Annotated in this window: 26 protein-coding genes, 1 tRNA gene and 2 pseudogenes; 15 read left to right on the forward strand and 14 right to left on the reverse strand. The window is 42.0% G+C overall.

The window, feature by feature from the left end; all coding sequences use genetic code 11:
• Positions 1-5: 5 nt before the first annotated feature.
• The 4 genes and pseudogenes from asnB to FXV78_RS18925 all read right to left on the reverse strand — a co-directional run.
• On the reverse strand, positions 6-1886 hold the full coding sequence (asnB, locus tag FXV78_RS17500; RefSeq protein ID WP_004844226.1) for an asparagine synthase (glutamine-hydrolyzing): 1881 nt from the start codon (positions 1884-1886) through the stop codon (positions 6-8).
• 157 nt (positions 1887-2043) lie between these two features.
• Complete coding sequence (locus FXV78_RS17505; RefSeq protein WP_004844225.1) at positions 2044-3561, reverse strand: glycosyltransferase family protein; 1518 nt, start codon at positions 3559-3561, stop codon at positions 2044-2046.
• Positions 3562-3697: 136 nt separating this feature from the next.
• Positions 3698-3772: transfer RNA gene (locus FXV78_RS17510), tRNA-Pro, on the reverse strand.
• 104 nt (positions 3773-3876) lie between these two features.
• Positions 3877-4107 (reverse strand): annotated as a pseudogene (locus tag FXV78_RS18925) (manganese catalase family protein); the annotation flags it as partial.
• Between the two features lie 133 nt (positions 4108-4240).
• Between FXV78_RS18925 and FXV78_RS17520 the strand changes: the two are divergent.
• The 10 genes from FXV78_RS17520 (at position 4241) to FXV78_RS17565 (ending at position 12795) form a co-directional block, all read left to right on the forward strand.
• A complete protein-coding gene (locus FXV78_RS17520; RefSeq protein WP_004844223.1) occupies positions 4241-7294 on the forward strand; it encodes a VaFE repeat-containing surface-anchored protein in 3054 nt (1017 codons plus the stop codon).
• 177 nt (positions 7295-7471) lie between these two features.
• Entirely contained in the window at positions 7472-7795 is a 324-nt protein-coding gene (locus FXV78_RS17525; RefSeq protein WP_004844222.1) for a YdcP family protein, read from the forward strand.
• A 15-nt stretch (positions 7796-7810) separates the two neighbouring features.
• Positions 7811-8194, forward strand: a complete 384-nt coding sequence (locus FXV78_RS17530; protein WP_004844221.1) for a YdcP family protein — start codon at positions 7811-7813, stop codon at positions 8192-8194.
• A gap of 120 nt (positions 8195-8314) precedes the next feature.
• The gene (locus FXV78_RS17535; RefSeq protein ID WP_004844220.1) at positions 8315-8695 is read left to right on the forward strand and encodes a DUF4825 domain-containing protein; all 381 of its coding nucleotides are present in this window, start codon (positions 8315-8317) and stop codon (positions 8693-8695) included.
• Positions 8696-8749: 54 nt separating this feature from the next.
• Positions 8750-9082 carry a DUF3784 domain-containing protein gene (locus tag FXV78_RS17540; protein WP_004844219.1) on the forward strand — a complete coding sequence of 111 codons (333 nt, stop codon included), beginning with the start codon at positions 8750-8752 and terminating at the stop codon, positions 9080-9082.
• 69 nt (positions 9083-9151) lie between these two features.
• Positions 9152-9547: a DUF6483 family protein gene (locus FXV78_RS17545; RefSeq protein ID WP_004844218.1), complete on the forward strand. Its 396-nt coding sequence runs from the start codon at positions 9152-9154 to the stop codon at positions 9545-9547.
• 103 nt (positions 9548-9650) lie between these two features.
• Complete coding sequence (locus FXV78_RS17550) at positions 9651-11048, forward strand: hypothetical protein (protein WP_004844217.1); 1398 nt, start codon at positions 9651-9653, stop codon at positions 11046-11048.
• Between the two features lie 158 nt (positions 11049-11206).
• Complete coding sequence (gene mobT / locus FXV78_RS17555) at positions 11207-12439, forward strand: MobT family relaxase (protein WP_004844216.1); 1233 nt, start codon at positions 11207-11209, stop codon at positions 12437-12439.
• A 3-nt stretch (positions 12440-12442) separates the two neighbouring features.
• Positions 12443-12577, forward strand: a complete 135-nt coding sequence (locus FXV78_RS17560; protein ID WP_004844215.1) for a DUF3789 domain-containing protein — start codon at positions 12443-12445, stop codon at positions 12575-12577.
• On the forward strand, positions 12574-12795 hold the full coding sequence (locus tag FXV78_RS17565; protein ID WP_004844214.1) for a hypothetical protein: 222 nt from the start codon (positions 12574-12576) through the stop codon (positions 12793-12795). Before FXV78_RS17560 ends, FXV78_RS17565 begins: the two co-directional genes overlap by 4 nt.
• A gap of 256 nt (positions 12796-13051) precedes the next feature.
• Here FXV78_RS17565 and FXV78_RS17570 read toward each other — a convergent pair whose 3' ends face one another.
• From FXV78_RS17570 to FXV78_RS17595, 7 genes are all read right to left on the reverse strand, one after another.
• Positions 13052-13339, reverse strand: a complete 288-nt coding sequence (locus FXV78_RS17570) for a hypothetical protein (protein ID WP_004844212.1) — start codon at positions 13337-13339, stop codon at positions 13052-13054.
• Positions 13340-13343: 4 nt separating this feature from the next.
• A complete protein-coding gene (locus FXV78_RS17575; RefSeq protein ID WP_004844211.1) occupies positions 13344-13625 on the reverse strand; it encodes a ribosomal-processing cysteine protease Prp in 282 nt (93 codons plus the stop codon).
• A 67-nt stretch (positions 13626-13692) separates the two neighbouring features.
• Positions 13693-13875, reverse strand: coding sequence for a hypothetical protein (locus FXV78_RS17580; RefSeq protein ID WP_004844210.1), 183 nt, complete (start codon positions 13873-13875; stop codon positions 13693-13695).
• 90 nt (positions 13876-13965) lie between these two features.
• On the reverse strand, positions 13966-14199 hold the full coding sequence (locus FXV78_RS17585; protein WP_004844209.1) for a hypothetical protein: 234 nt from the start codon (positions 14197-14199) through the stop codon (positions 13966-13968).
• Positions 14200-14243: 44 nt separating this feature from the next.
• Positions 14244-14405, reverse strand: a complete 162-nt coding sequence (locus FXV78_RS18050; protein ID WP_004844208.1) for a hypothetical protein — start codon at positions 14403-14405, stop codon at positions 14244-14246.
• Positions 14406-14464: 59 nt separating this feature from the next.
• Positions 14465-15121, reverse strand: a complete 657-nt coding sequence (locus FXV78_RS17590; protein WP_004844207.1) for a Rha family transcriptional regulator — start codon at positions 15119-15121, stop codon at positions 14465-14467.
• A gap of 12 nt (positions 15122-15133) precedes the next feature.
• Positions 15134-15364: a DUF739 family protein gene (locus FXV78_RS17595; RefSeq protein ID WP_004844206.1), complete on the reverse strand. Its 231-nt coding sequence runs from the start codon at positions 15362-15364 to the stop codon at positions 15134-15136.
• 165 nt (positions 15365-15529) lie between these two features.
• Here FXV78_RS17595 and FXV78_RS17600 point away from each other — a divergent pair, with 165 nt between their 5' ends.
• The 4 genes from FXV78_RS17600 to FXV78_RS17615 all read left to right on the forward strand — a co-directional run bounded on the left by FXV78_RS17600 (position 15530) and on the right by FXV78_RS17615 (position 18823).
• Entirely contained in the window at positions 15530-16099 is a 570-nt protein-coding gene (locus FXV78_RS17600) for a transcriptional regulator (protein WP_004844205.1), read from the forward strand.
• Between the two features lie 4 nt (positions 16100-16103).
• On the forward strand, positions 16104-16565 hold the full coding sequence (locus tag FXV78_RS17605) for an ImmA/IrrE family metallo-endopeptidase (RefSeq protein ID WP_039960033.1): 462 nt from the start codon (positions 16104-16106) through the stop codon (positions 16563-16565).
• A 59-nt stretch (positions 16566-16624) separates the two neighbouring features.
• Positions 16625-17116, forward strand: coding sequence for a hypothetical protein (locus FXV78_RS17610; RefSeq protein ID WP_004844203.1), 492 nt, complete (start codon positions 16625-16627; stop codon positions 17114-17116).
• A 174-nt stretch (positions 17117-17290) separates the two neighbouring features.
• Positions 17291-18823 carry a recombinase family protein gene (locus tag FXV78_RS17615; protein WP_004844202.1) on the forward strand — a complete coding sequence of 511 codons (1533 nt, stop codon included), beginning with the start codon at positions 17291-17293 and terminating at the stop codon, positions 18821-18823.
• A gap of 40 nt (positions 18824-18863) precedes the next feature.
• On the opposite strand, the pseudogene FXV78_RS17620 reads toward FXV78_RS17615, so the two are convergent.
• The 3 genes and pseudogenes from FXV78_RS17620 to FXV78_RS19010 all read right to left on the reverse strand — a co-directional run.
• Positions 18864-19064, reverse strand: a pseudogene (locus FXV78_RS17620) (manganese catalase family protein); the annotation flags it as partial.
• Positions 19065-19066: 2 nt separating this feature from the next.
• Entirely contained in the window at positions 19067-19336 is a 270-nt protein-coding gene (locus FXV78_RS17625; RefSeq protein ID WP_004844200.1) for a spore coat protein CotJB, read from the reverse strand.
• Positions 19333-19629 carry a spore coat associated protein CotJA gene (locus tag FXV78_RS19010; protein ID WP_024854476.1) on the reverse strand — a complete coding sequence of 99 codons (297 nt, stop codon included), beginning with the start codon at positions 19627-19629 and terminating at the stop codon, positions 19333-19335. The genes FXV78_RS17625 and FXV78_RS19010 overlap by 4 nt, the downstream gene beginning before the upstream one ends.
• Positions 19630-19765: 136 nt before the next feature.
• On the opposite strand from FXV78_RS19010, the gene FXV78_RS17635 reads away from it, so the two are divergent.
• On the forward strand, positions 19766-21322 hold the full coding sequence (locus FXV78_RS17635; protein WP_009244403.1) for an ABC-F family ATP-binding cassette domain-containing protein: 1557 nt from the start codon (positions 19766-19768) through the stop codon (positions 21320-21322).
• Positions 21323-21450: the final 128 nt, after the last annotated feature.

A 21450-nucleotide genomic window follows, 5' to 3' on the forward strand; every position in this document is an offset into this window, starting at 1 on the left:
CTCGGTTATCTTGCGCTCATTGCCGGATGCACCGGTTTTCCATGTTCAAAAAACCGGTCATACCATACAAGGAAAATGTAGACAGTCCAGATCTTCCGACTGTTATCTGTCTTTTCATTTGCATGTTTTGCATGCTTGTGTTCATCCAGCATTTTCACAAGAAGCTCTGTATCAAAGAATTTTTTTGCCGCATCAGAAAGAAACATTTCTTTTACCCGATTGTAATACGCATCTTCTTTGAGCCATACCCGGATCGGAATCGGGAATCCCAGTTTCTTCTTCTCTGCAGTCTTACTGCGGATCACCTTTTCTGCCGCCCCGCGAAGTGCCACTTTTGTCTTCGGTGCTCTCACTTTATAATGCAACGGCAGTGTCTGGGCAAGCTCCAGTACTTTTTTATCCAAAAACGGGACACGCACTTCCAGAGAATTGGCCATTCCCATCTTATCCCCCTTCATCAGAATATCATGTACCAGCCAGAGATGCATATCCACATACTGCATCTTGGTCACAGAATCCTTGTCTTTCACGCGCTCATACAGTGGTGCAGTCACCTTCTGAATTCCCGGCTTGCAGCCTTTTTTCAAAATACGGTTCGCTTCTCTCTCTGTAAAAATATTCGTCGCATTGGCAAAATAACGTTCTTCCAGAGTTTTTCCGTGACGCATCAGGAAGCCTCTTCCTTTCATGCCTCTTGGAAGGCATCTCTCTGCAAAATTTCCAAGCATTCGTCTGATCGGCATTGGAATTTTATTAAACGAAGTATGCTCCAGAGGCTCACAGTAAATATTATATCCTCCGAACAATTCATCCGAACCTTCTCCGGACAGCACTACCTTTACCTTCTTCGCTGCTTCCTGACTCAGAAAATAAAGTGCGATCGCCGCAGGATCTGCCACCGGTTCATCCATATAATACTGGATATCGGACAGATTGTCCCAGTATTCCTGTGGAGTGATGACTTTTGCATCATTTTTCATGTTGATGCTTGCTGCAAACTCTTTCGCATCCTGAATCTCGCTGTATTTTCCTTCGTCGAATCCAACGGTAAAGGTACGATCCACCTGACCTAAATATGTCAGATAACTGGAATCCACTCCACTGGACAAATAGGAAGCAACTTCTACATCACTGATCTTGTGCATCTCCACAGACTCTTTCATGACTTTTTCAATGTCATCTACAACTTCTTCAAAGGATTTTGTCGTATCTCCTGTGAAATTCGGTTCAAAATACCGTTTGATCGTCATTTTCCCGTTCTCATAAACGAAATAATGGCCCGGCTGTACACAGAACACGCCTTTAAAGAACGTCTCATTGGTCGGAACAAACTGAAAAGACAGGTAATTTCCCAATGCATCTTCATTAAACACTTTATCAAACTTCGGATGCTCCAAAAAAGATTTGATTTCTGATCCAAACATCAATGTTCCATTCATCTGCGCATAATAAAGCGGCTTAATACCAAAAATATCCCGCGCTGAAAACAGTCTTTTTGCCTTTTGATCCCAGATTGCAAATGCATACATTCCGCGAAGACGGTAAACCAGTTCTTCTCCCCACTGCTCGTATCCGTGGATCAAAGTTTCCGAATCCGTATTGGAAACAAATGTATGTCCAGCCTGAATCAGTTCTTCTCTCAGTTCCTGATAGTTATAGATCTCACCGTTAAATACAAGCACCTTGCTTCTGTCCTCGTTATATAATGGCTGATCTCCGCTTTCTGAAAGATCAATGATTGAAAGACGCCGGAATCCAAGTGCCGCATCTTCATCCACAAATTTGCCGGAACTGTCCGGTCCGCGATGGATGATCGTATCTATCATATTCTCCAGCACCTGTTCTCTGTTCTCAACTTCTCCTACAAATCCTGCAAATCCACACATATACTGTATATCTCCTCTTAAAACTTATGTAACCTGTCCTTAACATTCCCAGTTTTCAGACAGGTTATGTAGACTCTTTTTTCAGATCCGGACAGTATCCTGCCCGCAACAACGCCTTTTAATATATCACATGCTATACTTAAATCCAAGAAAAACCTTACTTTCTCGTTTTCTTCATTCCGAATGAAGTGGCCTTGCGCCGTTCTTCCCACAACTGATGCCGGGCTTTTGTCAGCTGCTCCTCCAGATCTTTTATCTTTTCGCAATAGTAGTTTTTTTCCTCTTGTTCGGAAAGAATATCAAACCGGTATTCTACTTCCAGCCATGCAGGTCCGCCGTCCAACTCCGGAATATCCATCAGGTACTGCGGATCATCCGTCAGAAAGAGACTCTTTCCACGATCTGTAGAAACTGCATTGACTGGTTTCATCTCGTGTTCCACAGATCTTCCATTGATCTTCACACTGCAGATCTCACAACGGCACGCTGCATTGCATGGATCAAAGCGCATCATCTTTGCATTTTCCAGAAGCCAGGATTTTTGAATCTTATATCCTGACATACTCGGCCATGTCTCGCTGTCCTCCTCGCAGAAACCGTTTCCGATATCATAGTAACACTTAGATTCCTGACATTCTTTTCCACTGATATATCCGGACACAATATCGCTGTAGAATTTCATTCTCTCTGCTTCAATTCCCGAATAGTATGTCCTGCATTCTGTAAGCTCCGGAGATGCCATCAGTTCTTCATACATCTCATCAAACCGGCTGGCATACTGATAATCCACCGCAGCGATCTTCTGCCAGAGCGGCAGCCACTCTCCTGCCGGGCCATATCCTTCCTTGATCTCTTTTAACAGTTCATCTGATGTCTTTTTTTCAAATCCTCTTCCCGAAAAATTGTTCCGCTCAGCAAGACTGAAATTGGCTTCTGTCAGATATCCGGGACCTCCCAGATAATCATAAACATAAACCGGAACGCCCATTGCAAGACACCTCGGTACGGTTCTTCCAATCGTAATGACCAGATCATACTGCTGCAAAAACTCTGCATTCACCTGTTCCGTGCGATACCCAAGTCCGATCAGATCCACCTGATAATACCCGCCCATCTTTTCCTTGAGCTCCAAAAGCTCCTGCGGGATATGATTGGAAATGATCGCGATCTTATCCAACGCTCTTTTGTATCCTGCATACTCGCTGCTTCCTTCAAAATACTCTGCTTCCACACAGTTTTGAAAAACCCGTATCTTCGTTCCTTCCGGAACCTGCATGGCTACCATATCTGCACATTCAGGACTGACACACAGAATGAAGGCCGCTTCCTGCGTACAGACCGGAAGATTCTCCATGGCATTGATCACACTCAGCTTCGAGACAACCATTCGTTTATATTTTAATCCGTACCGGCTCACAAGATAATCAAACACCGGGAAATGCTGGATAAAGACAATCTCAAATTCCATCTCTTTGAGTGCCTCTTTCTGACATTCAATCACTGTGATCCCCTCTTCCAACTCCTGCAGAAGTGGATAAGACTTCTTATATACAGCAATCACCACATCATATCCCTTTTCTTTGAACAGATGTGCAAACTCCAGCACATGCAGCTCAGATCCTGTAAACTTCTGAAAATAAAGGTTGGTAATAAGTACTTTTTTCCTTTGTTCCATCTTACTTCTCCCTGTCTCCCCTGTTTTCCTCTTCTACCGATTATAGCAGACGCGGGAATATTTCTCCACCCGATAATTGCCTTTTTCAAAATCGAACAAAAAAAGACACTCGCCAAAGTGTCCAACTTGTGATCAATCGGGGTGACAGGATTCGAACCTGCGACCTCACGGCCCCCAGCCGTGCACTCTAACCAAACTGAGCCACACCCCGTCGTGCAACTACCGTTTTTCATTATACAAAACTTCCCGAAAAAAGTAAATGCCCTTTCGAATAAAAAGTCAGGCAGAGTTATCCTCATAACTCCGCCTGCTTTTTTATGAGCGCTTACATCCGCAATTCGGATTTTTATCAAACTCAGGATTGAATGCATAGAAGTTTTTGCTGTCCAGGTGTTCCTGCACGATCCGAAGATTTTCACCGAATCTCTGGTAATGCACGATTTCACGCTGACGCAGGAAACGAATCGGATCACAGACTTCCGGATCTTTTACAAGCCTGAGAATGTTATCGTAAGTCGTACGGGCTTTTTGTTCTGGGGCGACTTCGTAAGAACAACATTACACAATATAATATGAAGATAAAACAAGCTATCCTACATAGTTCCAGTGTTTTCAATATTTAGGCGTTCAGAAATGAGCGTCTTTTTTCATACCAAAAATCGAAAGGAGAAAGAGAAATATGAATAAGCTAGTAAAGCGATTGCTGACAGGAACGCTTGCTTTTGCAACGATTCTCACGGCATTACCAGTGACGGCGGTTCATGCTTCCAGCAATCAATACTGGACAGAATCAGCAGAACGTGTCGGCTACATTGAACACGTTATGAATGATGGTTCTATCAAATCTACATTCAATGAGGGACACATGAAAGTTGAGGGCGAAACTGCCTACTGTGTGGACATCAATACCAGTTTCAAGAATGGATATAAAACACGTTCTGACGCAAGCACCCGCATGAGTAGCGATCAGATTGCGGACGTTGCTCTTTCTTTAGAGTACGTCAAGCAATATACCGCTTCTCATACGAACTTGAATTATAAACAAGGTTATCTGTTGGAACAGTGTGTTGTCTGGCAGAGATTGAGTGAACAGCTCGGCTGGCAATGCGATAACGTCAGAGCTTCCTATAATGAAATCCCACAGGCGGTACAGAATGAAGTGTACGCTGGTGCGAAAGTATTTGTGAAAGCAAACAAGGGACGCTATGAATGTGGCGGTTACATCTACACTGGCGAAGGACAGGACATCGGACAGTTCTGGGCGAAGTTAAATGTGGGAAATGCAAAGGTCAAAAAGACTTCTTCCAATCCCACGGTCACAGATGGCAATGCCAACTATTCCTTTGAGGGTGCGACATTTGGCGTCTATTCTGATAAGGGCTGTAACAGCCAGCTTGCCACACTTACTGCCGATGGAAACAGCGATACCAAAGAAGTTGAGGTAAAAGCCGGAACAGTTTACATCAAAGAGCTTTCTGCTCCAAAGGGTTACAAGCTGGATTCTACTGTACATGCCTTAAATGTGGAAGTTGGAAAAACAGCGACTTTGACTGTTGCTGACACTCCAAAGGTCACCGAAACTTTGATTGATTTATTTAAAATCGACATGGAAACAGGAAAATCCACTCCACAGGGAACTGCTTCTTTAGAGGGTGCAGAGTTCACATGGAGCTATTATGACGGATACTACAATGCAGACAATCTTCCTGCAAAGGCTACCCGTACATGGACAACCAAAACCGTTGCAGAAAAAGACAGTGACGGAACTATCCATTATGTATCCAGACTTGCCGACAGCTACAAGGTATCCGGCGACAGCTTCTATACACAGGACGGTAAAAATGTACTGCCACTTGGTACACTCACTGTCACAGAAACAAAAGCTCCTAACGGCTACTTATTAGATGGTGCATATATGCAGGCTGACGGAAGTTCTGAACAGATTAAGGGGACGTACCTTACACAGATTTCCGAAGATGGCGAACTTACCGTACTTTCTGGAAGCAACCAGTATTCCGTATCTGACAAGGTTATCCGTGGCGGTGTAAAAATCCAGAAACGTGACCTTGAAACAAAGGATACCAAAGCACAGGGAAGTGCGACCTTACAGTACACAGAATTTAATATCATTTCCTTAAATGACAGTCCTGTACTGGTAGAGGGAAAATTATACAACAAGAATGAAACTGTCAAGAAGATTCAGACAGGCATTGATGGAATTGATTCTACTTCTGCTGACTTGCTTCCTTACGGAAATTACAGATTAGAAGAAAGTAAAGCACCAGAGGGCTACTTAACAGATGGTGCAAAAGCAATCGACTTTTCTATCACGGAAGATAGAAAAATCGTGGACTTGACTGACAAATCTCACTCTGTCTACAACCAGATTAAGCGTGGCGATATTGAGGGTGTAAAAATCGGTGCAGGTACACACAAACGCCTTGCAGGTGTTCCATTCAGAATCACAAGCAAGACAACGGGAGAATCCCATATTGTAGTTACTGACAAAAACGGTCAGTTCTCCACTGCTTCAAGCTGGGCTTCCCACAAGGTCAATACCAATGCCGGAAAATCCAGTGAGGACGGTGTATGGTTTGGTACATCTGAACCAGACGACAGCAAAGGTGCATTACTTTATGATACCTATGTGATTGAGGAATTAAAGTGTGATTCCAACGCCGGATTTAAGCTGATTCCAGCATTTGAGGTAGTCGTATCCAGAAATAAAGTGACCGTAGATTTAGGGACACTGACCGATGAATACGAAAAAGAAATCACAATCCATACCACAGCTACCGACAAGAAAACAGGCGAAAAAATGATTGTTGCCGGAAAAGACATCAAGATCGTGGACAAAGTCACACTTGATGGCTTGGAAGTTGGAACAAAATATAAACTTTCCGGCTGGCAGATGTTAAAGGAAGAAAACGCCGAACTTCTGATTGACGGGAAACATGTAGACAGTGATTACACATTCACTGCTGACAGCGAAAAAATGACGGTTGAGATTACCTACAGTTTTGATGGTTCAGCTCTTGGCGGTCAGAACCTTGTTACATTTGAGGAATTGTACGATATGAGCAATCCGAAAGAGCCTGTCAAGGTTGCCGAACATAAAGACATCAACGATGATGGACAGACGGTTCTTATCACGGAACGTATCATCACAATCCATACTACTGCTACGGACAAGAACGGCAAGAAAGAAATCGAAGCCGAAAAAGATGTAACGATTGTGGATAAAGTCACATTAGATGGTCTGGAAATTGGAATAAAATACAAACTTTCCGGCTGGCAGATGTTAAAAGAGGAAAATGCAGAACTTCTGATTGATGGAAAGAAAGTATCCAATGATTATGAGTTCACAGCCGACAGTGAAAAAATGACGGTAGAGATTGCCTTTACCTTTGATGGTTCTTCTCTTGGTGGCAAGAGCCTTGTTACATTTGAGGAATTATACGATATAAGCAATCCAGACGAACCAAAGAAAGTGACGGAACATAAGGACATCACAGACGATGGACAGACTGTGACAATCAAGGAAGTGCCGGAAGTCCCAGACACACCAAAGGATACCGACACGCCGGATACACCATCTACGATTACTAAGACAAGTGACAGTCCAAAAACAGGCGACAATACCAATATCTATGCTTATCTTGCCATGCTCGGTCTTTCCTGCGTAGGGCTTGGCGGTATGCTTTACTTCAAACGCCGTAGAAAGAAATCATAAGGCGGTAATGTAGCGGTTGGTAGAGCGTTCGAGGTCGCCACCCTTTTTGCAACTTCACGCTCCCGTGAAGCTCTGATTTACGGGAGCGTGAAGTCCACTAGGGGCGTGGGGAGTGTATCTCCCCACAAAGTACAGCAGGAAAGAAACTAAAACAGAAAGAAAAGAGGTCAATCATTTATGGAATTAAGATTTGTCGTACCAAACATGGAAAAGACATTCGGGAACTTGGAGTTTGCCGGAGAAAATACTACGGAACAGCAGAGAATCAACGGGCGTATGGCTGTCATTACCAGAAGCTACAACCTGTATTCCGATGTGCAGAGAGCTGATGATGTAGTTGTGACACTTCCTGCCAAAGCTGGCGAAAAACATTTCTTGCCGGAGCAGAAAGTAAAACTTATCAATCCACGAATCACTACCGATGGCTATAAAATCGGGGAACGTGGATTTGTCAATTACATCTTACTTGCAGACGATATGTTACCAGTGGAAAGTAAATAAGGGGGTATTAAGATTATGAGATTAGCAAATGGAATCGTCATTGATAAAGAAAAGACTTTCGGAGTGTTGAAGTTCTCCGCATTACGCCGTGAGGTTCATGTACAGAATGAAGATGGAACGGTCAGTGAAGAAATTAAGGAACGCACCTACGATTTGAAATGCAACACACAGGGACGCATGATACAGGTATCTGTTCCGGCGACTGTGCCGTTAAAAGATTATGGCTACAACGCCGAAGTGGAACTTATCAATCCTGTTGCAGACACGGTAGCCAATGCGAATTATCGTGGTGCAGATGTGGACTGGTATGTAAAGGCAGACGATATTCTTCTAAAGAACAAAGATGCTCATGCCGGAAATCCACAGAACAATGCCCCACAGCAACCGCCGAAGAAATAAGTCTGTAACCTATGATTTTCATTGTACTGGTCAGATGTAATTGATATAATATATATAATCATATTGATGTGTCTAGTTGATTGTTCATATTTAAATTTAGGCTTGGAAAGGAGAGGTTTTATGAAGAGAAAAATACTTGCAATTATTCCGATTGTCATGTTAATAATTTACCTGTCTGCATGTGGCAGAAAGGAAACATTGTATGAAATTCCTGATTTATCACAATATAAGACAGATTATGTGGGTGATTCTTCAAATGTTATAAATATTGTAAGTAAACAGGATTATCCAGAGGGCTACTCTTATGACAGCATAGAGATACAGTCTGAAACAAAACCTTATGGATTAACAGTTTTTCTAAAAGCTGAACCATCTGCGTCTATGCTTGAAGATGAATTACAGGTTAATGCAGATATGACATTTGATTTAATTGGTAATTTAGGAACACTTGATTATAAAACAGCAGATAGCAAAGAAATTATTGCATCGTATGAACGGTAGAGTGATTGTTATTTATAGAATTAAGAAAATAGGAATTTTAGGAGGTGTATTTATATGAAATTAGCAGATTTAGCAACAGGTTCTGATGTGATAGTGTGGATTGTCTTTGTGATATTTGCTGTACTTTCTATAATTTTACTTTCTGGACACGGAAGTTGGTTTATTTCTGGATATAATACAGCTTCAAAAGAAGAAAAGGAAAAATACGATGAAAAGAAGTTATGTAGGACAATGGGATTTGGAATGTCCATTATCGCAATTCTTGCATTAACTATGGTGTTATTGGAAAATATTTTACCTGCATTTTTTGTATATATTGCATTGGGGATTATTTTGGTTGATGTTGTGGTAATTATCATTTTAGGGAACACGGTATGCAGAAAGTAACAACTTCCAGTTTTATAAGTTAGCTTATATGTCCCAAACAATTAAACCAACATTTAAGGAGATGGGAAAATGAATTTTACCGATGAAAAAGATTACATCATGCGAATGATAAAAGAAATGGTAAGAGTATTATTTTCATTAGCCTTTGGGAAAAAGTATGTTTCTGTTGAACTTGAAAAAGAAAACAAGTATGAAGTATCGGGAAAAAATTTGAAAAATTTTCTTAATATGATTGATTTAGGACAGATTAACGAAGCAGAGAACATACTTTTAGATAGCATTGACTATACAAACAAAAACGAAGTAATGGCGGTGGCTCTTTTTTATCAGTACCTTAGTGAAAAAGATAATCAGTTTTTGGAAAACAACAATTATACAAAAGAAGAAGTGCTTTCTGGTTTCAAACAATTACTTATGAAATCGGGATATAGAGATTTGCTTTATTTGCTCAAATATGATGAATAATACAGAATTAAAAATTCAGCCTTTATAATTTTATATTTATATTCACAAAGCAGTTAGTCTACATGATTGACTGCTTTTCTTACGTCCAAAGAAAGGAGTTTATATGAAAGTATGGAAAAAATCTAAAGGTAACAGGATTCGTGCCAGTGATAAATCACTGGTCTATCACTTTTGTATCGGCTGGCTGTTGCTCCTGTTCATTGCGGTGTTCCTGCTTCTGAATCTGAGACAGCTTCTTGTTACCGACTGGAAAGATTTTAACCTGCTCCATGCCGGAATCACATGGACTGCCTACAATTCCATTACGGTTCTGATAGCGACTGGTGTTTGTGCATTGGTTGCTTTTCTCTACTACCGTTATGGATATGACCGTATCAAGCGGTTGCTCCACCGACAAAAACTGGCTCGTATGGTACTGGAAAATAAATGGTACGAAGCAGAAACTACCAAAAACAACGGTTTTTTCACTGACCTGCAAAGCAGATCAAGAGAAAAAATCGTATGGTTTCCAAAAATCTATTATCAGATGGATAATGGTTTGCTCCATATCTTGTGTGAAATCACAATGGGAAAATATCAAGAACAGCTCCTGTCCTTAGAGGAAAAGTTAGAGTCGGGGCTATACTGTGAAATGACCGACAAGACACTGCATGACGGCTATATCGAATACACCCTGCTTTATGATATGATAGCAAACCGTATTTCGATTGATGAAGTGATTGCTAAAAACGGCGGTCTGCGGTTAATGAAAAATCTGGTATGGAAATATGATTCACTCCCTCATGCCCTTATCTGCGGTGGTACTGGCGGTGGAAAGACCTTTTTTCTATTGACCATCATCGAAGCACTGCTTAGAACCAATGCAGATTTGTACATTCTTGACCCGAAGAACGCTGACCTTGCAGACTTGGGAACAGTCATGGGAAATGTCTACCACACGAAAGACGATATGATTGACTGCGTCAATGCCTTTTATGAGGGCATGGTCACACGCTCGGAAGAAATGAAACTGCACCCGAACTACCGCACAGGGGAAAACTATGCCTATCTGGGGCTTGCTCCACAGTTCCTTATCTTTGATGAATATGTGGCGTTTTTGGAAATGCTGACGACAAAGGAAAGCACTGCCCTGTTAAGCCAGCTAAAGAAAATCGTTATGCTCGGCAGACAGGCTGGATACTTTCTGATTGTAGCTTGCCAGCGTCCAGACGCAAAATATTTCGGAGATGGTATCAGAGATAACTTCAATTTCCGTGTGGGGCTTGGTCGGATGAGTGAACTTGGCTATGGTATGCTCTTTGGAAGTGATGTGAAAAAGCAGTTTTTCCAGAAGCAAATCAAAGGGCGTGGATACTGTGATGTAGGAACAAGTGTCATATCGGAATTTTATACTCCCCTTGTACCAAAAGGATATGATTTCTTAGATACGATTGGAGAATTTGCACACATAAGGCAGGACGGACTGGTGGCGTGCGAAGCGAAAGCCACAGGTACGGACTAGCCTTGCTGGTGTGGCGGTAGCCACGCCAGCATATATCAAGCCCCTCGGTATCTAACAGAGGGGCACAAATCACAAGGAAACATACACAAAAGTTATCGATTCTTGGCTAAAATCAAGCGTTTGGTAGCTTTTTTTACTGCTGTGACATCTGATAAAAAATGTCACAGTTTTTTCGTAAAGGGGGTATCGCACTGAATGATACAGAGTGGATACAGGATTTTGCAGACAGGCGTTTGCAGTACGGTGTATCCCAGACGAAACTTGCGGTCATGGCTGGAATCAGCCGTGAACATTTAAGCCGTATCGAATCCGGCAAGGTGGCGGTCACAGAAGAAATGAAAGCGAAACTTTTGGAAGCTCTGGAAAAATTCAATCCAGAAGCACCGCTTACCATGCTATTTGATTATGTGAGGATACGGTTTCCGACACTGGATATTGGACATATCATTAAGGACATTTTACAGCTCAATATCCAGTACATGATACATGAGGACTTCGGGCATTACAGCTACACGGAACACTATTACATCGGAGATATTTTCGTATACACTTCTCCCGATGAAGAAAAAGGTGTCCTGCTGGAACTGAAAGGAAAAGGCTGTCGCCAGTTTGAAAGCTATCTGCTGGCACAGGAACGGAGCTGGTATGACTTCCTTATGGACGCTCTTGTGGACGGCGGTGTGATGAAACGCCTTGACCTTGCCATCAATGACCATACAGGAATGTTGGATATTCCAGAACTGACTGAAAAATGCCGGAATGAGGAATGTGTATCGGTGTTCCGTTCCTTTAAGTCCTATGCTTCCGGCGAACTGGTCAAGCATGAGGAACAGGACAAGGCTGGTATGGGCTACACGCTTTATATCGGTTCATTAAAAAGTGAGGTGTACTTCTGTGTCTATGAAAAGAGCTATGAGCAGTACATCAAACTAGGGATTCCAATTGAGGAAGCCCCCATAAAAAACAGATTTGAAATACGGTTGAAAAATGAACGTGCTTATTATGCTGTCCGTGACCTGCTGACTTACTATGACGCTGAACGGACGGCATTTTCTATTATCAACCGTTATGTACGCTTCGTGGATAAGGAAGCAGACAAGAAACGGAGCGACTGGAAATTATCTGTCCGCTGGGCGTGGTTCATCGGGGAAAACAGAGAGCCGTTAAAGCTCACAACCAAACCCGAACCCTACACACTGGACAGAACCCTACGTTGGATTCAACGGCAGGTTGACCCGACACTCAAAATGCTGGAAACAATCACAGCGAAAACAGGCGTTGATTATCTGAAAGAAATCCGTAAATCTACGAAACTGACGGAAAAGCATTACAAGATAATCGAACAACAGACCACATCTACCGAAGATGTAATTTTGGAAAAGGAGAATTGAAAAATGCAACGATTATTATTTGACTTCCTGTTCTTCTCTTTAGGGGGAACAGTTGGCGTGATTGCCATGTGTATTTTACAGACTGGCAGACAGTCTGACAGAAAAATGATGGAACTGAAAGGAGAAAAGAAAGCATGAATTTTGGACAGAACCTTTATAACTGGTTTTTAAGCAACGCACAGAGCCTTGTGCTGATGGCGATTGTTGTTATCGGAATCTACTTGGGATTCAAGCGTGAGTTTTCCAAACTTATCGGATTCTTGGTAGTTGCCTTAGTAGCCGTTGGTCTTGTATTCAATGCGTCCGGCGTAAAAGACGTATTGTTACAATTATTCAATAAGATTATTGGAGCGTAAAGCCTATCTTTGACCGTCACGGTAACACCATTTTTAGTGACTCCTTCATACCGGCTCGCATCAAATAACTGTTTCCCACTCGTCTGCACCTGCTCCGTCTTTCCACCAAGCTCCAACCTCTCAAGCGGCGTATCCAAGCTATTCGGAAGTACCAACATCCCTGTGCCCTCTAGCTCTACCCTGTCATAATTAGGTGGCTGCGGAGTGGAGACTCCTAAAGGGCAGATCATATCCACTCCTATGATTCCTGTTCCGTCTACCATTTTAAGCATTGTACTTCTACTCCTTTTTCACTGGTTGCTGTGGGGATGATCTGGACGAGGTTACTTCCTGCGTAGTAATTTTTGTTCCTAATTACAGTTTGCGCCGTCTGCGCTGGAATCAATGCGCTTTCTTCCTTTGTCGCACTTTCTTTGAGCGCAACATACACATCACCGTCTGTAAAATTCTTCACAAGATACTCTTTCCCCTCATGCGCAAATTCCAAAACCAGTGGCTGTTCACTTGTTGTGGCCGCTCTGATAAAAGTCTCTGTTTTACCCATATTCTCACCTCACTTTCACATGTTCCGGAAATTCTTCTGCAATCAAACAGATGCCAACGAAAAAGGAATCCACCAGAGTTTTTGATTTCTCTGACAGATTCCTGTATTCTACCTCAACCTTTCCGGAAGAGATTCTGTATTCTATTTTATCATCTGTTAAATTTTCAATTGACTGGATCAGCGTCTGCGTAAGCGCCGTGACGCCAGCGCAAACAATGTCTTTTCCGGGTTCTGCATACCCTGCGTGTCCAAAGATTTCAATTCGCTCTGGTCGAATTCTCACCACAATCAAATTACATCACCTCCAAAATGAGTACAAAAATACCACCGGCCTTTTTCCTGACTGGTGGTATCTATCTTGGATTCAAATAACCATTTTCATAAAGAAAATCAATTTCTTCTACTGTGAGTTTACTGACTGGATTTTCCCAGCTGTCATCTTCTGTTTTTAAATCCGGTATCTTTATTTCTGTTGGCTTGCACCCAAGCTTTTCACATATTATTTGAGATTCCCAATACCATCGTGAAATCCACATATCATTTTCCTCCTTCCTTATATTCTGTCCTCTGCATCTTCCGGGCTTGGAACCGGCTTCGGCTGCATTACAGTGCCGGAACGTGTCCGGCTATGCTTTTTGTTCTTCCTCTAATTCATTCAGCATTTCGATAATTTCATTCCATTGCGATTCGTACTCAATACATTGCTCTGTTGTCCATCCGTCAGAGCAATCGCAATAGTAGTTGTATTTTTGTCTTTCTGCTATTTTCAGATATACTATTTTTTTCTCAAGCGGCAAGCCCTTTACAAGCTTAACGTACCAATCTCTTGTTTTTTGATTATGCTTTGCTTTTTTCAACATATTCTTCCTCTTTCTCCCCGTCCTGCCGATAGGTCAGCGTTGTATTAAAAATCTCTGTTTACCTGTACTGTCCATCCATCTTCTTTTTTAAAAATCTCTGTCCAATAACAATTTGCTACTCTTTTGTATCCGTTCTTTTGAAGTTGCTCGATGTGCCTTTCTGCTTCCTGTTCGTTCTGTGCGTTTATAATTACGTTTGCTTTCATTTTCCATTTCCTCGCTTTCTACTCCAAAAAATACTCAACTGATACACCGAAGTAATCGGCTACGCAACAGATTCTAGGTAAGCCAGATCCTTCACGGTTTCCAATCTCTTCTTACAATCCTGATAAATCTCCTTGTAATGTTTTCCCGTCAGTATTCCAGTGTCGATCACATGGAGAATGATGTTTTCCATCAGTGAAAGATTATTCAGTTGCATCACTGTTGCTTCATCACGTTTTCCAATTCCAGCCATCTTATTTGCCAGTTTTGAATAGGTCATGTAAAGCATCTCTGCGTGTGTACTCCCCTGGCCCTTTGCATATCCCACTAACTTCTGAATGGTGTCTGTCTCTGCTCTTCTGGTCAGTTTTCCGGCTTTTCTTGTTTCTACCCATGTCTGAGTTGTCTTTTCTTTGATGAACGCTTCCATCTGATTAAATGCTTTGATGTACTGCAATTTCCATTCAAGAGCTTTCTTACCAGTGAACCCCATTGCCAGAAGGGAAAAGCCATCGCGGTTCATATAAAACTTCCTGTATGACTGACCATTGTCTGCTTTGTAATGTGATTGCCTGAACATATTTTGCACTGCTGAATTTTCAGCAATGAGATTATCTATATTTTGCAACACGTTTCTGTGTTCTTTATGAAACTTCTCAGCCACCTGTAAGCTGTCACACACTGCTTCATCATTTTTTAAATATACGAGTTCTGTCATCTGACCATCCTTTCAAAGTTCAATATTTTGAACTTCTTCTTTAAAAAAATATTTAGGTATGTCTTCCTGTGCCAAATCTAGAAGTTCTACTGCTTTACAGATATCTGTCTGCTTCCACGGTCTCTCACTACTCAATTTCAAGCAAAGCGTTCTTTCCGACCATTTCATAGCTTCCGCAAACCTATACTGAGTTCCAAACTTCTCAATTATCCGACCTTTTAATTTGTCATAATTGAATGCCATATTATCCTCCTTTCGCTTTGTTCAAATATTTGAACCACTTGTATCTTAACACCCACTTGTACACTTGTCAATACAAAAGTTAATTTTTTTGAACTTTTTTGTTTTTCATATTGAACTTTTGTTAAGTGTGTGATATATTTATACTCAGAAAGGCGGTACATTTATATGAAGAAAGAAAGCACTGCTACTAGGCTAAAAAAGATTATGGAGACAAAGGGACTTAGACAAGTAGATGTTCTGAAATTAACTGCACCATACTGTGAACAATATGGGATAAAAATGAACAAATCAGATATAAGTCAATACTGTTCCGGGAAAAATGAACCTAATCAAGAAAAATTGTTCGTTTTAGGAAAAGCATTGAATGTAAGCGAGTCATGGCTGATGGGATTTGACGTACCGATGGGACGTAATGACTACGAATTTAAAGATGCGATTGGTCCTGACAACCTATCATTTAATAATGTAGAGGAATTCAAGAAAGCTTACGATCAAAGTGTGCTCAGAAAAAATAGATTAGAATATAGACTTTTAGAGAACATGAGAAAGTTGAATAATAACGGAAAGAAAAGTCTTTTGAACTATTCTGAAATATTACTTGGAAATCCGAACTTTATAGAATCCAACAATCATTTATCAGTATTAGCAGCTCATGAACGCACCGATATTAAAGTAACAGATGAAATGAGAAAACACGATAAAGACATCATGATGGATGACTCTGAATGGGAGTGATACAATGACAGTTTATGAAGAACTATTGGAAGAGGCAAATAGTAGCGGACTTATTGTCCGCGAAAAGGCTCTTTCCGGCAGTGATGGTTTAATATACAGAAATAGAATTGCGATATCCAATAGGTTGAAAACATCCGCAGAAAAGGCTTGCGTCTTAGCTGAAGAAATCGGACATCACCATACTGCTGTCGGTGATATCTTTGATCTACAAGATATTGAAAATATGAAGCAAGAACAAAAAGGAAGATTGCACGGGTATAACCGGATGATCGGATTGCGAGGCATCATATCAGCTTTTAATGCTGGATGCCAAAATAGATATGAGGTTGCAGAACATCTACATGTCACTGAAGAATATCTGCAAGAAGCTATTGACTGCTATAAAGGAAAATACGGTGAGTATATTGCTGTAGATAATTATGTTATCTATTTTATTCCTAATTTAGCGGTCATGGAAATGATATAACCGCTTCGGCGTTTATATAGAGTAAAGTGGTGTTGAGGTACAGGAGAAAAGAGGAATTTATGAAAAAGAAAATTGTAACCATGCTGTTGATTGGAACTATGGCGTTGTCCATGACAGCGTGTGGCGGAGATAAAGAGCCAGAAAAAGAGAATACTGCGAAAACAGAGGCTACGGAAAAAGAACCGGAAGTCGAAGTGACATATCAAAGCATTCTCGATGATTATACAAAGAAGATTGCTGACGCGACTCCGGGACTTGTGGAAGAATATAATAACGAAGCAGCTCCGATTGCCGGAGACTTAAATGCGCTTGCTGAATTATCAAATAGCAAGGTTGAAAAACTGGCCGAGATTTCTAATCAGGGCGTTTCCGAAATGGCTACGCTGATGCAGAAAAATGGAGACGAATATAGTGTTTACGAGGAATGGTCATTAAAGTTAACTGATGTGTATACACAGTACGCCGCACAAATCACTGATGCATATACCGCTTCTGCTGCCGGAATGAGCACAGAAGACATAATGAATTCTTTAAATTCTTTAGGGGAATAAAATAAAAACCGCCCCTGCGCCAACAGAGACGGTCTACATATCCGAAGATATGCGATTGAAATCCACGAATATTGTATCATCTTCGGAAACAGCTTGCAAGCGGAACATTTGTTCATGTGCTGGCTGTTATTTTTGTACCCAAATTTAAATACAATAACATAGGAGTGTGATACAATGTCTTATTTTATCTACGCCAGAAAATCCAGAAAAGACGCCGAACTGGAAGCGCTAGGGATTGATGTTCTGGAACGCCACATTACTACCCTGTTAGAGTTGGCAAAGACTCTCTCTCTTCCGATCGGTGCGATTTACAGGGAAGTTGTGTCTGGAGACAGTATCGATGCCCGTCCAGTCATGACGCAAGTACTATCCGAGGTGGAAGCCTGTATGTGGGATGGTGCCCTCGTAATGGACGTAGATCGTCTGGCCAGAGGTGATACGATCGATCAGGGGCGTGTGCAGCGTGCATTTTTTTATTCCAACACCCGGATTGTAACACCAAATAAAACCTACGATCCTGCAAACGAGTATGATAATGAGTACTTTGAGTTCAGTTTATTTATGAGCCGCCGGGAGTACGCCACAATCAAGCGCCGAATGCAGCGTGGCAGGGAACGTTCCAGTTCTGACGGTTATTACGTTGGCAATGTTGCCCCTTATGGATGGGAGCGCGTCATTGCGCCGGATGGAAAACACTACTCTCTCGCCCCACATCAGACAGAAGCACCCGTCCTTGATCTAATGTATGATCTGTGCGGAAATAAGCAGTACGGATACCAGAAAGCCTGTACCTATATGTCCAATATGGGGATCCTTGCAAGGAGTGGCAAACCTTTTACGCCATCTACTTTAAAAGGGATTATCTCAAATCCAGCAAACATCGGTAAAGTCCGCTGGGGGCATCGTAAGACTGTCAGGGCTGTAAAAGATGGGCGTGTAGTAAAGTCCCGTCCAAAAGCCACAGATTACATCCTCTCAGATGCGGCATGGGCGCCACGGATCAGCCCAGACTTATTTAAACGCGCGAACCAACCAAAAGGATGTTTTTCTGCTCCAGTCAGAAACGACAGACCGATACAAAATCTATTTGCAGGTCTGGTCAGATGCTCGCAATGCGGCCGGCTTATGGTCCGCAAGAAAGCGCAGACGAAAACGCCCTATGATGTGCTGATCTGCCAGTATACCGAATGTTCCACGGTCGGAATACGGATTGATGAACTGGAAGAAGCTCTTCTGGGGTGGCTGAAAGACTACATAGCCAAATATGAATTTGCTGACACTCATGAGGAAGATACTGCTGCTATTGCCGCAAAAGAATTGATCGTCACAAATTTTGAGACTGAACATCAGACGCTTTTAAAGCAGAGGGAATCCTTATTCGATTTTTTAGAGCAGGGAATTTACACAAAAGAAATTTTTATTGAGCGTTCGAATGCACTGGAGCAGCGGATCAGAGACTGCATGAATAACATCACTGCTGCCCGTGAAGATTTGCATACCACAATCGCAAGACAGGCAAACCGGAAAAATTTTGTGCCGAAGTGCAAGAATTTATTGAGTGAGTGGGACTCTCTGACTGTCTCGGAAAAGAACAGCGCCTTGAGACAGCTGATTGACAGGATTGTTCTGACTAAGACGAAGCGGAACAAGAAAAACCAGAAAAACTCTGAATTCACAATCGATGTGTACCCGAAAGTGCCGAAATAACGGTGCTTTCGGAGTATATTTATTAGTTGCATCTTCTACGAGCGTATTCCTCCGTGCCGATATCCGTAAGTGTTGCGGTCACCTCTTTATATGGCATGGTATACCGCTGAGATAAATACCGCATTGATGCAGCGAGCTCCCCGTCCGGTCCGCCAAATTGTGAAATGATCACTTTGGCAATCTGTGGGTTCGTTTGTGTAATCTTTACCGGATATTGCAATCGTTTTTCATAATTCCACATAATCAGCATCCTCCTTCCTGCCACGGCCACGGCTCATTGATCCATTTCCAGTATTCACTGCAGGATGCTGTGGCTGTATCAATCGTCAAAGGTCCGAAATTCATGGCATATTCTTTCATTGCCTGGTTGCGCATCCGGCTGTATTTTTCGAAATAAGCCAGTGCATCCGGATCCTGCGGGTGGGTATCCAGATATAATTTCACTTCATCCACCGCGAAACTGACAGCGTTGATATGATTTAATAATTCTGTTCTACATGGACGGTCTGTCATTGATTACATCCCCCTTTTCCATAAAATGGTTTGTTTAAAACAGGGAAGATTGTTCCACATTCTAATCCCTTATGAACATCATAAGTGTCTTCCCATGTCTGCCAGGGAACATATGCCATCGCGAGAGTCATATGTTCCAGTGGATCACGGGGAATGCGGCAGGAACAAGGCGACGAGACTGCTTCACCACAGGAGGAAGAAGGATTCTGTCGACGCTGCACCGGCATATTGCGATAAGGCTGCTGTTGACAGGTAAACCGTTCGTTTCTGGAATAAGACCGATTATTTTGCATAGTGTGTTCTTTCCTTTCATATAATTACAGTACATAATATGGAAAATCTGCAAAAAGGTGAATTTTGATGACAAATACAACTCTTTCCTGTACAATGGTTCTGATAAGTGAAATACGACCAAAAAGGAGTTATGTCATGAGTATTTTAAATGTAGAGCATCTCACACATGGATTTGGAGATCGCGCCATTTTTGCAGATGTATCCTTTCGCCTTCTCAAGGGAGAACATATTGGACTGGTGGGCGCAAACGGAGAAGGAAAATCCACTTTTTTAAATATTGTTACCGGAAAACTGATGCCGGATGAAGGTAAGATTGAATGGGCAAAAAATGTCCGTGTCGGATACCTTGATCAGCACACGGTCTTAGAAAAAGGAATGACGATTCGAGATGGATTAAAGTCCGCATTCTCATATTTGTTTGAACTGGAAGAACGCATGAATGCAATCTGCGATTCTCTGGGAGAGGCCTCTCCGGAAGAAATGGATACAATGATGGAGGAGTTGGGAACCATTCAGGACACTCTGACTCTGCACGATTTTTATATTATCGATGCCAAAGTTGAAGAAGTTGCAAAGGCACTTGGACTTCTGGATATCGGTCTCGAAAGAGACGTAACCGATTTAAGCGGCGGACAGCGCACCAAAGTCCTTCTGGCAAAATTACTGCTTGAAAAGCCCGATATTTTGCTTTTGGATGAGCCGACCAACTACCTGGACGAAGAACATATCGCATGGCTGAAACGGTATCTCATCGACTATGAAAATGCATTTATTTTAATTTCCCATGATATCCCGTTCTTAAACGATGTGATCAATATTATCTACCATATGGAAAATCAGGAGCTGAACCGCTATGTAGGAGATTATCATCATTTTGAAGAGGTATATGCCGTTAAAAAAGCACAGTTAGAGGCAGCCTACAGAAGGCAGCAACAGGAAATCAGCGAATTAAAAGACTTTGTAGCAAGAAATAAAGCGCGTGTTTCTACGAGAAATATGGCAATGTCCAGACAAAAGAAACTGGACAAGATGGACGTGATCGAGCTTGCAGCAGAACGTCCGAAACCGGAATTCAAATTCCGATACGGAAGAACTCCGGGAAGATATATTTTTGAGACAAAAGATCTTGTGATCGGATACGATGAACCATTGTCAAAACCACTGTCTCTTTCTATGGAAAGAGGGCAGAAAATTGCTCTGGTCGGCGCCAACGGAATCGGAAAGACGACATTGTTGAAAAGTATTCTCGGGCTGATTCCTGCGATTTCCGGCACCTGTGAACTGGGAGAAAATTTGCAGATCGGATATTTTGAACAGGAAGTCAAAGGAGATAATCGAACAACCTGTATTGAAGAAATCTGGCAGGAATTCCCTTCATTCACACAATATGAAGTACGTTCTGCTCTGGCAAAATGCGGACTTACAACAAAACACATTGAAAGCCAGGTTCGCGTCTTAAGCGGAGGAGAGCAGGCAAAAGTAAGACTCTGTAAACTGGTGAATCGCGATACCAATATCCTGCTTTTGGATGAGCCGACAAACCATCTGGATGTGGATGCAAAAGATTCCTTGAAAAAAGCACTGCTTGATTATCGTGGAAGTGTGCTTTTAATCTGCCATGAACCGGAATTTTACCAGGATGTCGTACACGCAGTATGGGATTGCAGCAAGTGGACAACAAAACAGATTTAAAAAGAAAAGGACTTGATCTTCATTGAATTTCAAGTCCTTTTCCAGATTTATCTAATCAAATCCGCAAATTCTTTCTCAAACTCCTTCCACTCTGCATCTGAAAGGTGATGCACAAAGTCTTCCTCTTT

It is taken from the genome of Mediterraneibacter gnavus ATCC 29149, assembly GCF_008121495.1.
GTDB lineage: Bacteria > Bacillota > Clostridia > Lachnospirales > Lachnospiraceae > Mediterraneibacter > Mediterraneibacter gnavus.